The following is a 12,140-nucleotide window of genomic DNA, read 5'->3' as shown; positions in this document are numbered from 1 at the left end:
GTAATCCGCGCGGGTTTACACGGCCGCTTGATACTGCGGCACTTTCCCGATCACGCTGCGTACATAAGCTTGCGTTTCCTGCGGCAGCTGGCCGTATTTTTCCATCAGGTCGGCCCGGCTGGCAATGCCGAGACGGTCGACGCGGCCGGGACCGGCATTGTACGCGGCCAGAGCAATCTGCTCGTCGCCGCCGTACTTCTGCAGCAGGTAAGACAAGAATTTGGTTCCCCCGTGAATGTTCTGTTCGGCGTCGAACGAATCGGTTACGCCTAGCCCCTCGGCCGTGCCATCCATCAGCTGCATCAGCCCTTTCGCGCCGGCGGAAGACACCGCGCTTGCGTTAAAGGACGATTCCTGGTCGATGACCGCTTTGATCAGCGGGACGGGAACGCCATACCGTTCGGAAGCGTTCAGGATAATCGGATCGTATGCGCTCGGCGAGCTGAGCGCTGCCGGGACGCTGTATCGCCCAAGCGCAGCCAGCGGTCCGTTAAGCGCGTCTCCTCCCGCAGCGGAAAGCGAACCATAATCGCCGGTCGCTCCGTACGAAGGACTGTCCGGGTAAAGACTGCCCGGCATCATGAACGATGCGTATTCCGCGGGAATCATACCCTGACTGCCGGAAGAAGACAAGGAATCGGAAGCGAGCAGCGTATCCAGAAGCTGACCGAAAACATTGTCGTTTCCGGCCGAACCGGTATTGCCGAGCGGCAGCCCGGATGACGAGCTGTTCATTTGCATCCGGAGAAGCTGGCTCAGAATGCGGGGGTCCATGCTCATAACGTTTAAGCCTCATTTCAAATGCGGATGTTGCTTTTATTGTACATGCTTTTTAGCCTGGCTTCCACCCTTATTTAGGCCTATTTCCCCGGTACCAGAAGCCGGATTTTCCGGCATGCGGCGCATTCCCCGTAAGGGGGTCAATAAAAGGACGTCAGAAAACTCATGACAAAGCTGACGAAACCAATCAGCACCGCCCAGGAGCCAAGCGCCCGGTTGCCCCGGATGACGGAATAAGCGCCGATGAGCACGGCCGTCATGCCGAGCGGGGCCGGCAAAACAAACAAGGAAAGAATGGCGACGGTGAGCGCAATCCAGCCGACGATCGTATCGGACGCAAGCGATGGAACTGCGGGCTCGCGGTCCTGTGTTTCCGCCCGCTGAAGCCTCTGGTCGGACGGTTTGTTTTCCACTCCCAGCGCCGCCCGCCGGGCGTTCTGGTCCTCCGCCGCATACCAGCCGTATGCGCGCATCGGCCCGGCCGTCTTCTTGCCGGCTGCGGCCTGCTGCCGGTTGGCCGCAAGCTCGGCGGCGAATTCCGTGTCCCTGCCGTCAAAATGCCCGGATTCCATCTGCTGCTGCAGCTTCCGGTAGTCCTCCTGCCGTTTCTCCAAGGAAACATCAGGAGTTCCGCACGAAGGAAACCGGCTGTTGTTCCTGTTTTCCTCCATTGCTACTGGCACCCCTTTCGCTTCTTTCGCCGCGGCGAAGCGCGGCGGCTGATTTGCTTGCGGCCTTGGCCAGGCTCCAGGTGCGGTTACTGTTTGGGAACAAACGTATGGCAGCAAGTATTTTTGCTGCTTTTCGCGCTGTCCTTGTGCTCCTTGCTGTCAAAGTCGTTCGCGAATTCGGCGTCGTAATTCACTTCCGCGTGCTTGTCAATGTCGATCATGATGGCACTGGCGGCGCAATTGTTGTTTTCGGCCCAATATTTGCAGTTGGACACGCTGCACTTTACTTCGGGCATCGTGGCTCACCTCCTTCTGCTCAGTTTCCCCGCTGGCCAATAGCCGTATTCCGCGCCGTCCGTCCAATTTCAGGCGTAAAAAAACCGGGGCGGCATGCCGCTCCGGCTGATTATTTTCTCGGTTATACTTTTTCGCCCTGCATCCGTTTCTGGTTGATGTAATCGGATTCGTAATAGGCCAGGTCTTCCCGCAGCACTTCAAAAACTTTGGACAGCTCGACCGTCAGATCGCGGACTGCCCGCACCGGCTTTTTCCGGAAGCGAAGGGCGTCTTGTCCGGTATAAGCATACCGGCCGTCCTCGGAATAGCATTCGTTTTTCGGGTAGAAAAAGTTGTTGATGCAGTTGTGATAGATTTCATACAGGACTTTCTCGGCGTAAGCGTCCTGGAATTGGGGCCTTCGGAGACTGACGCCCAGCCGTTCGTATGCCACTTCGCAGAACACCAGCAAATGGCGCGCATCCTGCAGGTACGCCCGGTAAAACTCGATCATGTCCGGGTTTTCCTCTCCCTGCAGAAGGTCTTTCAAAGCGTGCTCGTTCAAAAACTGCTCCAGTCTGGCAATTGCTTCCTTCAATTTTGCCCTTGTCGATTCCGCTAACGTTTTCACTGTGTTGGACATGACCATCTTTCCGCTCCTCCTCAGGCATCCGTTCGTCGGCTATACGCAAAACGATGTTCATTCATCGCCAAAGAACCATACTCATCCTACCATAATTTCAACACAAACGGTACCGGTAAAACAGCGCATGCATAAAAGCCCGGACGGATTTCCAAGCTAACGCAAAACGCGCTTTTTCCACCTGGGAGGGTTATGTGATGAGAAAATGGACTTGGGCCGCCGCCCTGCTTCTGCTCGCCGGAGTGCTATTGGTCACACGCGCCGACCGCGATGCCGACCGCACCGGACGGACGGCGGCGCTCTACAGAGAAAAAACGGCCAAAACGCTGGTGGTGCAGCAGGACGTCAACCTGACGCAGCAGCTGTCCGACCGGCAGAACCTGACCGAGCTCGGCGAACTCGCCGAGCGGCTTTTCGAGGCGGACGCAGAGCAAAGGGAAGCCTTGCTCGCAAACAGCCTCAAATCCCATCCGGGCATCAAGCAGCTCGTTTGGCTCGATGTCCTGAAAGAAGGCCGGGCGTTCAGCGTCGGAAATGCGGAGCTGTCGGAAAAGGACCGCGCCCGCGTGCTGGCCAATGCTCGGGAAGCGATGCGCAAAGGCTCGGCGTACCGGTCGGAGCCGCTTCCAAGCGGCAGCAGCAAGGCGGTCGCCATCGCCTTTCCGTCCAGAGACCGCGTGCAGGGCGTGCTCGGTATCTTTCGGCGTGACATTCTGTCCAAGGTGGAGGCGGAATCGCGGCGCAGCCTGCGGCTGATCATTTATCCCGATCCGGCCCGCAAACCGGGTATGCGCGCAGCCGAAGCGGGCAAAGCCCCCGGAAGGGAAACGTCCGTCAAAAGCGCGGAGCAAAACCAGAGCAAAAGCCACTACTACGATAACGAAGTCATCGTTAAGTTCAAAAAGGCCCCGACGGAGCGGCAGCTGCTCCAGATTCAAAAGGAAATCGGCGCGTCCGGCTTCGAGCGGATGGGCTACAGCTACGTGTTCCGGTCCAAGAACATGACGTTTAAGCGGCTGCAGCGCTATTTCCGCAAGCACAATGTGGATTACGCCGAGCCGCATTACCTGTACATGACCAACGAAACGGCTCCCGCAGGAGAAGAGCTGCCGAACGATACCCTGTACAGCCGGTACCAGTGGAACCTGCCCCTGATCAACACGGAATCCGGGTGGCGGACATCCAAGGGCAGCTCCGATGTCATTGTGGCCGTAGTCGACACCGGCGTGGACCTGAACCATCCGGACCTGAAGGGGCGGCTGCTCTCCGGGTATAACGCGATTGACGAGACGGCCGCTCCGCAGGACGACGTGGGCCACGGCACTCACGTGGCCGGCATCATCGCGGCCGCCGTCAACAATGAGCTCGGCATCGCCGGCGTCACCTGGAACAACCCCATTCTGCCGGTGAAGGTGCTGGACAGCTCAGGCGCGGGCAATGCCTATAATGTGGCGCAGGGCATCATCTGGGCAACGGACCATGGTGCCAAGGTGATCAACCTGAGCCTGGGCAATTATGCGCAAGCGGACTTTTTGCACGATGCGATCAAGTATGCCTACGACCGCGACGTAGTGCTGGTAGCCGCAAGCGGCAACGATAACACGAACAAGCCGGGCTATCCGGCGGCCTATCCCGAGGTATTCGCCGTTGCCGCCACCGACAACGCGAACAACCGGGCGTCTTTCTCCAACTACGGCGATTACATCGATGCGGCCGCTCCGGGCGTCAACATCGCCAGCACCTACCCCGACGGCCAGTTTGCGGCGCTCTCCGGCACTTCGATGGCAAGCCCGCATGTCGCCGCCCTAGCCGCGCTGATCCGGTCGGCCAATCCCGGCCTGAAGAACACCGAAGTGATGGACATCATGCGCAATACGGCCGTTGATCTCGGAAACGGCGGGCCGGATGCTTACTTCGGGCATGGGGAAATCGCGGTCGACCAGGCGCTTCTGGCCGCCCGGGGCACGGCGCAGGCCGATGTCGGCAGCGAGGAGATGGTTCCCGGCCGCAGCACGGCGGGCGGCGCATTCATGCGCTTCTTCCGCTCCATTTTCCGCGCCTACTGAACGCTCTTCTGCTGGAATCGTTTGTCTTACCGGAACCTTCACGGAATCCGTGTGGCATTTTCCCGATCGGCACATATCATGGACTATCTCATCCGCCCAGGAAAGGCAGGTATGACCCATGATTGTTTTCGCGGACGGAGCGCCGCCGGTTCCCCCGGAGAATTTCCCTTTTCCGCAACGGCTTATTTACGAGCAAAAGCTGGCGTCGCCCGCTGTTTTTCGCTATGCCACTCCCGCCTCCTTGCAATTCGAGCTGACCATGCGGACGAACATTTTATCGGCTTCCAGACGGCTGGCGTCAAGCGGTGCGCGATTCGCCACCTTTGCCAAATCCGTCTGCAACCCGGCCTTCTGGATCCGCCAGCCGAACGGCGGCTTCCGCCTGGCGCCCGGCGCGACGCCGGCCGACGCCATCCGGGATATTTACCGGAATGGGTACCTCTATGCCTTCGAATGCGCCACGGCGATGGTCATTGTGCTGTACATGGGCATCCTGGAAACGGTGGGAGACGCAGTATTCAACCAAAAATTTGCCGGTCTCGTCCTGTATGACTGGGATTATGACCGCGACCTGCATCTCCGCCGGATCGATCCCGCGCACGGCGCTTTTCCCGGCGATGTCGTTTATTTTGAAAATCCCGACGTCTCCCCTCTTACACCGTGGTGGATCGGGGAAAACGCCGTCAAGATGGAGGACGGCCGCTATTTCGGCCATGGCATCGGCATCGTCCCGCCCGAACAAATTGTGGCTACGCTTAACCGGAACCGCCGGCCGGGCAGCATGCTCCCCGCTTTCTTGTCCGATATTATCGTGGCTCCGGGATACAAGGAAATCGAGCAGTGGGTCCGCCTCCCTTACGGAGTGCCGTACGGCGCCTATCGCGACGGCATTCCCGACGACGGCGTCCCGCTCCGCGAAGGACTCGTCATCGCCCGGATCGGGGATGCCGTTCACCGTCACTCCGCCTGATGCAGTTTGGGCGGGCCGGGCGGACGCATCCCGGACAAACGCACAGGCCCGGTATGGCCGGATGACATATGGTATAGGGAAATGCACCACGATCCCAACCGTAAAGGAGCCGATCCAAGCATGGCCTATTCCAACGGCAAACCCGAAGTGAAGCCGGAAACGAAGCCTGCCGCCGTGGAACCGATCGTTTGCGAGCCCCGCGTCATCGCGCGCGACTTCTGCCGCCCGCAGGTCGTTCCGGTCATCCATCCGGTCGAAGTGATCAACCGCATCCATACCGTTCCGGTTTACCAGCATTACTACACAGTCAGCGAACGCACCGTGACCGTGCCGGGCTTTTATCCGCAAGGGTACTATCCGCCCGGCTTCCGTTGAACGCAAAAAGACGCGCAAAAGCCCGCATGGCGTGTAATCGCCATACGGGCTTTTGCGGTTGTCGGAAAGCTTGCCGTAAGCCGGGTTCTGTACTTCCGGCGGTGCGATCGGGTCTCCCCTCCCGCCATTGAAGCGACAATCATCTATCTAGGCCGTACATTGCTGCACGGCTCCAGCGACCAACCCGGACGCGCCTCGGGCTAAGGCTGGGCGCGGTTTCCCGCTCCCCTGCGTCCCTCCTAGGTCTTGCTCCAGATGGGGTTTACCAGGGGCTATGTCACCATAGTCCCTCGTGGTCTCTTACACCACGGTTCCACCCTTGCCTGTGCGCGGTTCCGAAGAACCGGCCATCGGCGGTCCGTTTCTGTGGCACTATCCTTCGACTCGCGCCGACTGGACGTTATCCAGCATCCTGCCCTATGGAGCCCGGACTTTCCTCCCGCGGCCGAAGCCGCCGGCGATTGTCTGTCAAACTTCCCGAACAATAGTACTAATTATAGCGGCCGCAGCCCGGAAGCGCAACCGGGAAACGCTGGCCGGCGAAGAAATTATTGAAACCGGAACGGCTCGGTATCCACCTCGGAGGCGAATACGGCCGTCTCCGCTTTTTTCTCCTGCAATTTTTCGCGAAGCCAATCGGCGACCTTTGCCTTCATGATTTTCTCCGCGTTATGCCCCGGGTCGATCAGAGCGATTCCGGCGGCCAGCGCGTCTTGTGCGGTGTGGTAATCGACGTCGCCCGTGACCAGCACATCGGCGCCCCGGAAGGCGGCGCTTTGCCAGAACTTGCCGCCCGAGCCGCCGAGCACGGCCGCCTTCCGCAGCAGCTTGTCTGGATCGCCTACGACACGGACATGGCTGACGTTCAGCCCTTGCTTGACCGTCTCCGCAAACTCGGCGAGCGAGACCGGCGTCCGGAGCGGGCCGACCCGGCCGAGTCCAAACGCGCGGCCTTTCAAATCCATGTGGTACAGATCATAAGCGACTTCCTCGTAAGGATGCGCCTTCAGCATCGCCTGAACCACTTTGCTCCGGATGGACATGGGCACGATGGTCTCGATGCGGATTTCCTCCGCTTTTTCCAGCTTGCCCTGTTCGCCCAGATACGGGTCCGTCCCCTCCCGGGGGATAAAGGTTCCGTATCCTTCGATATTAAAGCTGCAGTGGCTGTAGTTGCCGATCCAGCCCGCGCCGGCGTTCAAGACCGCGTCAAGCACCCTCTGATGATGGTCCTTGGGCACAAATACCACCAGCTTGTACAGCTGTTCGGTATGGATGTCCTTGATCGCCGTTACTTTGCCGGTATCGATGCCGACGGCTTCCGCCATCCAGTCGTTCATGCCGCCTTCGGCCACGTCCAGATTCGTGTGGCTGATGTAGACGGCGATGTCGTGTTTGATCAGCTTTTCGTACAGCCGGCCGGCGGGCATATCCGTCCGGAGCTGCTGCAAGGGGCGGAAAATAATGGCGTGGTGGGCGATGATCAGGTTGCAGTTTTTGGCAATGGCTTCCTCCACGACCTCGTCGTTCACATCCAGCGCCACCAGAATGCCCGTGATTTCTTTTTCCAGCGTTCCGAGCTGAAGGCCGATTTTATCGCCTTCCTCCGCCAGATGCTTCGGCGCAAGCCGGTCCATCATGGCGATTGCGGTTTGTCCGTTGACAAGCATTGCAGCACCTCCGTAACCTGCTTGATGTCGCGCCTTACGCTTTCTTCCTTCTGCCGGGCCGATTCCAGGTCCGAGGAGGCAAGCCGGTCCAGAATCCGCTCCCATTTGGCAAGCTCCCCCGCCCATTTGCGCCGGAACACCTCTCCGCCTTTTTGCACCAGGTAAGGACCCATGCGCAGCAGCAGCTCCTGGCCGGCCACAATGCTCCCGAGCGGGCGATCCGCATAGAGGCTTTGGTTTCGCTGCTCCGCCTCCGGATGCCGGACGGCCGTTAAAACCTCATAAAGCTTGCCGTCCTCTTCCAGCAGCTCCTCGTCCTCGAGCCACCAGCCGGTGTCCAGAAGAAACGCGCGAAGCTGGTCCTCCCCGACGTTCGGCTGCAGCACCAGCCGGGAGACGCCCGCGAGCTTGTCCGGGCTTGCCGCCAGGATGTCGCGGATCAAGCTGCCGCCCATCCCTGCGATCGTAACCACATCCGCTTCCCCCGGTTCGAGGACGGTCAGCCCGTCTCCCTGGCGAACCTGGATGACACCGTCCAGTCCCGCTTCCCTGACCTGTTTAAGCGCCGCTTGAAAAGGACCGCTGTTCAGTTCCCCGGCCACGCCGCAGACGATTCTCCCCCGCTGTGCCAGAGAGACCGGCAAAAGGGCGTGGTCCGAGCCGATATCGGCGAGCCGGCTGCCTTCGGGCACACGCTTCGCGATCGCTTCCAACCGTTTTGATAATGTCACCATTTAGGCTAACCACACCGTCCATTTTTTTCTTGTCGCAAACAAAAGAAGACCGACCGCGAGCAGCTTCAGCCCGAGCAGCGCTTCCAGCCAGCCGGCGGGGAGCTGCGTCAGCGCGATCCCGTAGATCTCCGGCCCGATGGCCATCAGAGCGCCTGCGCCCATGTAAGCGGGGCCGCTCCGGTTTCCCGCCTCCCGCAGCCGGAAGCCGATCCAGGCGATGATCCCGCCAAGCGGAATCCAGCCCAGCTGCAAGGCCATCCAGTCGGGACTCGGCGCGGTCAGGCTGAACAGCCAGCCGTACAGCACCAGCACCGCGACAAGGCCCCCGAACTGAAAGGAGGCGAAGCGCGAGGTGAGACCGGTGGCAAACCAGAACAGCGCAACGCCTCCGAGAAAGCCGGCAAACGCAGCGGGCGGCGCATCGGTCGACGCCAGCAAGTAGAGCCCTGCGGCACTGGCCAGCAGCGCTCCGGCCCAAAGCCAGGCAAACGACGCGGCAGGCCGCTTCAGCCGCTGCCTTACCCCGACAGCATACAGAAGAAGAACGGCCAGAGCGGAAACCGCAATTTGCATCGGGAAGGGAAAAGAGATAAAATGAAAACCAATGTAGAAAATGATTCCAAACAAGGACATGATTAGAAGCCAGTTCTGCAGCCGGAATTCCACGATCTTCTCGGCGGGAATGCCCATAATCCGTTTGCCGGTCTCTTCTTCCCGGTACAGGTTCAGCAGAAAGTCGCAGTTTTGCTCCGACAGCACGCGGTTGCGCCGCCAATGCTCGATTTCTTTGACAATTACGGCGCGTTTCTCATGATCCACGCGGCTTCGCCTCCAAGCTTGTAAAATCGGGAGCGGGCCTATCCGAAAGCCCCATGTGGAAAAAAAGACCTTTCCCGGAAAAGAAAAAGGTCGTTCTTCCTTTATTCAAGAAAATCCTTCAGCCGCTTGCTTCGGCTCGGATGCCGCAGCTTGCGCAGCGCCTTCGCCTCAATCTGCCGGATGCGCTCGCGGGTAACGCCGAACACCTTGCCGACTTCCTCAAGCGTGCGCGTTCTTCCGTCATCCAGCCCGAAGCGGAGCCGCAGCACGTTTTCTTCCCGCTCGGTAAGCGTGTCCAGCACGTCCTCCAGCTGCTCCTTCAGCAGCTCATAGGCGGCTGCGTCGGCCGGCGCCAGCGCCTCCTGGTCTTCGATGAAATCCCCCAGGTGCGAGTCGTCTTCCTCGCCGATCGGGGTCTCCAGCGAAACCGGCTCCTGCGCAATCTTCATGATCTCCCGCACCTTGTCGGTGCTGAGCTCCATTTCCTTGGCGATTTCCTCGGGCGCCGGTTCCCGCCCCAGCTCCTGCAGGAGCTGCCGGGAAACGCGGATCAGCTTGTTGATCGTTTCCACCATATGCACGGGAATCCGGATCGTTCTCGCCTGGTCGGCAATCGCGCGGGTAATGGCCTGCCGGATCCACCAGGTGGCATAGGTGCTGAATTTGTAGCCCTTTTTGTGGTCGAACTTCTCCACGGCTTTGATCAGCCCCATGTTTCCTTCCTGGATCAAATCCAGAAACAGCATCCCCCGACCGACATACCGCTTCGCGATGCTGACAACCAGCCGCAGGTTGGCTTCCGCCAGCCGCCGCTTGGCTTCTTCGTCCCCGTTCTCGATCCGCTTGGCCAGCTCCACTTCCTCCTCGGCCGACAAAAGCGGAACCCGTCCGATCTCCTTCAGGTACATCCGAACCGGGTCGTTGATTTTGATTCCGGGAGGAAGCGACAGATCGTCGTCAAAATTGAAATCGTCGCCATCCTGCTCGTCCCGTTCGCGGCTGATCGGCATATCTTCGTCGTCGTCGTTCTCGTTTCCGACTTCAATGCCGAGCTCGCCCAGATGCTCAAAAAACTCGTCGATCTGGTCGGCGTCCTGGTCAAACGGAGAAAGCCGTTCCATGATGTCCTTGTACGTGAGAGATGAACGTTTTTTTCCGAGCTCGATCAATTGCTCTTTCACCTGGTCAAGAGTCAGTTCCGTCTCGACATTGGTGTGCTGGTCGTTTGCCATTCTCTATTCCCTCCTCCCCGGAATCGGTCACGCGTGGTCAGTGTCATGTCCGTAAGCTTTCAGCTGCTTTTCCAGGGTTATGATCTCGCTTGCGATTCGCGCCGCGAGTATGATATCTCCCGTCCGCTCGGCCCGAACCATCTCTTCTTTCTTTTGCAGGATGGCTTGCTGCCGGGGATATTTTTGAATTTCCCGGATGTAGTCGTCCAGCACCTGCTGGCTGACGCCCGGATAGTCCAGCATCAGAATGACGCCCGCCGCGGATTCCAGCTTCTCGTCCTGAAGGGCGGCCAGATAGCGGCTGGCATCGGGTTCGTTTCCCTGGGCGTAAAAAGCGTACAAATAAGCCGCCAGGGCCGCATGGGTCTCCGTCACGAATTCGTCGCCCAGCTTTTCCTGGACGTATTCGGCGATCTCGCGGTCGTGCATCATGGCGGACAGCAAACGGATCTCGGCATGATGATAAGCGCGCCCCGGAGAGGGGTGTTTTCCCGCACCGTTCCCGTTATTCCTACCATTATTCCACGTTTTTTCGTTCTTATCCCTGTTTTCTGTCTTTTTCAGGAAATCTTGCCGGGCCATGTTCATGTCCTGCTTGAACCCCTCGTAGCCGATGGAAAACTCCCCGGCCAGCTCTTTGGCGTAATGCTCGCGCTCCAGAGCCGAGGGAAGCTCGGCCACAATGCGGGCCGCCAGCTCCAGGTAACGCAGCCGCCCGTCTTCGCTTTGCAAATTGAAGTTTCTTCTGACGTAATGCAGCCGGTACCTCACGGTACTGACCGCCCCCTCGATGATTTCCCGCATAAACCGCGCCGGTCCGTAAGCGGCGATGAACTCGTCCGGGTCTTTTTCTTCCGGGAGCATGGCGATTTTCACCTGCAGCCCCGCTTTTTCCAGGATCGAGAGCGCTTTGAACGCCGCGTTCTGGCCGGCCGAATCGCCGTCGTAGCAAACGATCACTTCGTCCGCGTTGCGCCGCAATATCGCGCAGTGCTCGTCTGTAAGCGCCGTTCCCATCGTGGCGACCCCGTTTTCAACCCCCGCTACCCATGCTTTAATAACGTCCATGTATCCTTCAAAAAGAACGGCTTGTCCCTTTTTGCGGATCACCGGGCGCGCACGGTGAAAATTGAACAGGCTCCGGCTTTTGTTGAAAAGCGGGGATTCCGGGCTGTTCAGGTACTTGGGCTGCGCATCTCCGAGCGACCGCCCGGCAAACGCGATCGCTTTGCCGGTCATGTCGTGAATCGGAAATACGAGCCGGTCGCGAAACTTGTCGAGGTAGCCGCTTCCGTCCGCCTTCGCGGACACCAGCCCCCCCCGTTCGCACAGCGGCAGGGAAAACTCGCGTTTCTCCAGCTGCCGGGCGAGCAGATCCCAGCTGTCGGCGGCGCAGCCGATTTGAAAAAAGTCGATTTCCTTTTGCGTCAGCCCCCGCGACCGGATATAATCCAGCGCCTTCTGGCCCTGTTTGGTTCCGGTGAGGATGTGCTGGTACAGCCGGGCGGCAAATTCATGCGCCGCATAAAGAACGTCCCGGGTTTTGCGCTCCCGGCTTTTTTCTTCCGGCTCCCCCTCCCGCTCGAACGGGATGTCGGCATCCTCGGCCAGCTGGCGGACCGCTTCGGGAAACGTATACCCTTCGATTTCCATGACGAAGTGAATGAGATTGCCTGTCGCCTGGCAGCCGAAGCAGTGATAAATCTGCCTTTCCGGATTGACCGTAAACGACGGGGTCTTCTCGGAATGAAACGGGCAAAGCCCCTTCAGGTAGTTTCCCTGCTTCTTCAGGGCCACATGCTTGCTAACCACGTCAACGATGTCAAGACGCTTCAGGACGGAATCGATCACCTCGTCGGGAATGCGCCCGTAGCTCATTTGCCATCACCTGCATCTCATGGACA

General features: G+C 59.3%; 12 protein-coding genes and 1 other RNA gene. 3 read left to right on the top strand and 10 right to left on the bottom strand.

The annotated features are described in order from the left end of the window. Positions 1-15 precede the first annotated feature (15 nt). The 4 genes from AC6I6H_RS00590 to AC6I6H_RS00575 form a co-directional block, all read right to left on the bottom strand. Positions 16-780, bottom strand: a complete 765-nt coding sequence (locus tag AC6I6H_RS00590) for a lytic transglycosylase domain-containing protein (protein ID WP_497949378.1) — start codon at positions 778-780, stop codon at positions 16-18. A 140-nt stretch (positions 781-920) separates the two neighbouring features. Continuing rightward, positions 921-1,451 carry a hypothetical protein gene (locus AC6I6H_RS00585; RefSeq protein WP_497949376.1) on the bottom strand — a complete coding sequence of 177 codons (531 nt, stop codon included), beginning with the start codon at positions 1,449-1,451 and terminating at the stop codon, positions 921-923. A gap of 86 nt (positions 1,452-1,537) precedes the next feature. Further along, positions 1,538-1,747, bottom strand: coding sequence for a DUF1540 domain-containing protein (locus tag AC6I6H_RS00580; protein ID WP_497949374.1), 210 nt, complete (start codon positions 1,745-1,747; stop codon positions 1,538-1,540). Between the two features lie 122 nt (positions 1,748-1,869). Next, the gene (locus AC6I6H_RS00575) at positions 1,870-2,376 is read right to left on the bottom strand and encodes a DUF3907 family protein (RefSeq protein WP_497949371.1); all 507 of its coding nucleotides are present in this window, start codon (positions 2,374-2,376) and stop codon (positions 1,870-1,872) included. Between the two features lie 191 nt (positions 2,377-2,567). On the opposite strand from AC6I6H_RS00575, the gene AC6I6H_RS00570 reads away from it, so the two are divergent. The 3 genes from AC6I6H_RS00570 to AC6I6H_RS00560 all read left to right on the top strand — a co-directional run bounded on the left by AC6I6H_RS00570 (position 2,568) and on the right by AC6I6H_RS00560 (position 5,781). Beyond that, a complete protein-coding gene (locus AC6I6H_RS00570; RefSeq protein WP_497949368.1) occupies positions 2,568-4,436 on the top strand; it encodes a S8 family peptidase in 1,869 nt (622 codons plus the stop codon). A gap of 118 nt (positions 4,437-4,554) precedes the next feature. Beyond that, positions 4,555-5,406, top strand: a complete 852-nt coding sequence (gene tgl, locus AC6I6H_RS00565; RefSeq protein WP_497949364.1) for a spore coat transglutaminase TGL — start codon at positions 4,555-4,557, stop codon at positions 5,404-5,406. Positions 5,407-5,526: 120 nt separating this feature from the next. Next, entirely contained in the window at positions 5,527-5,781 is a 255-nt protein-coding gene (locus tag AC6I6H_RS00560; protein WP_497949360.1) for a hypothetical protein, read from the top strand. A gap of 61 nt (positions 5,782-5,842) precedes the next feature. Here the strand turns inward: AC6I6H_RS00560 and rnpB are convergent. From rnpB to dnaG, 6 genes are all read right to left on the bottom strand, one after another. Then, positions 5,843-6,258: RNase P RNA component class A (gene rnpB, locus AC6I6H_RS00555), an RNA gene on the bottom strand. 71 nt (positions 6,259-6,329) lie between these two features. Then, a complete protein-coding gene (locus AC6I6H_RS00550) occupies positions 6,330-7,451 on the bottom strand; it encodes a Nif3-like dinuclear metal center hexameric protein (protein WP_497949356.1) in 1,122 nt (373 codons plus the stop codon). Further along, positions 7,418-8,185, bottom strand: coding sequence for a tRNA (adenine(22)-N(1))-methyltransferase (locus AC6I6H_RS00545; protein WP_497949351.1), 768 nt, complete (start codon positions 8,183-8,185; stop codon positions 7,418-7,420). Before AC6I6H_RS00545 ends, AC6I6H_RS00550 begins: the two co-directional genes overlap by 34 nt. Beyond that, entirely contained in the window at positions 8,186-9,004 is an 819-nt protein-coding gene (locus AC6I6H_RS00540) for a hypothetical protein (protein WP_497949349.1), read from the bottom strand. A 101-nt stretch (positions 9,005-9,105) separates the two neighbouring features. Next, positions 9,106-10,236, bottom strand: coding sequence for an RNA polymerase sigma factor RpoD (gene rpoD / locus AC6I6H_RS00535; RefSeq protein ID WP_497949346.1), 1,131 nt, complete (start codon positions 10,234-10,236; stop codon positions 9,106-9,108). A gap of 27 nt (positions 10,237-10,263) precedes the next feature. Next, entirely contained in the window at positions 10,264-12,114 is a 1,851-nt protein-coding gene (gene dnaG / locus AC6I6H_RS00530) for a DNA primase (RefSeq protein WP_497949344.1), read from the bottom strand. Positions 12,115-12,140: the final 26 nt, after the last annotated feature.

The sequence above is a fragment of the Gorillibacterium sp. sgz306347 genome, from assembly GCF_059735245.1.
Note: the sequence above shows the minus strand (reverse complement) of the source record. Positions and strands in the feature narration are given on the sequence as shown.

Excerpts from the sequence above, each read along its gene's own strand:
- AC6I6H_RS00580 (WP_497949374.1), bottom strand. The coding sequence starts at position 1,747 with ATGCCCGAAGTAAAGTGCAGCGTGTCCAACTGCAAATATTGGGCCGAA.
- AC6I6H_RS00560 (WP_497949360.1), top strand. The coding sequence starts at position 5,527 with ATGGCCTATTCCAACGGCAAACCCGAAGTGAAGCCGGAAACGAAGCCT.
- dnaG (WP_497949344.1), bottom strand. The coding sequence starts at position 12,114 with ATGAGCTACGGGCGCATTCCCGACGAGGTGATCGATTCCGTCCTGAAG.
- AC6I6H_RS00550 (WP_497949356.1), bottom strand. The coding sequence starts at position 7,451 with ATGCTTGTCAACGGACAAACCGCAATCGCCATGATGGACCGGCTTGCG.
- rpoD (WP_497949346.1), bottom strand. The coding sequence starts at position 10,236 with ATGGCAAACGACCAGCACACCAATGTCGAGACGGAACTGACTCTTGAC.
- tgl (WP_497949364.1), top strand. The coding sequence starts at position 4,555 with ATGATTGTTTTCGCGGACGGAGCGCCGCCGGTTCCCCCGGAGAATTTC.
- AC6I6H_RS00585 (WP_497949376.1), bottom strand. The coding sequence starts at position 1,451 with ATGGAGGAAAACAGGAACAACAGCCGGTTTCCTTCGTGCGGAACTCCT.
- AC6I6H_RS00545 (WP_497949351.1), bottom strand. The coding sequence starts at position 8,185 with ATGGTGACATTATCAAAACGGTTGGAAGCGATCGCGAAGCGTGTGCCC.
- AC6I6H_RS00575 (WP_497949371.1), bottom strand. The coding sequence starts at position 2,376 with ATGGTCATGTCCAACACAGTGAAAACGTTAGCGGAATCGACAAGGGCA.
- AC6I6H_RS00590 (WP_497949378.1), bottom strand. The coding sequence starts at position 780 with ATGAGCATGGACCCCCGCATTCTGAGCCAGCTTCTCCGGATGCAAATG.
- AC6I6H_RS00570 (WP_497949368.1), top strand. The coding sequence starts at position 2,568 with ATGAGAAAATGGACTTGGGCCGCCGCCCTGCTTCTGCTCGCCGGAGTG.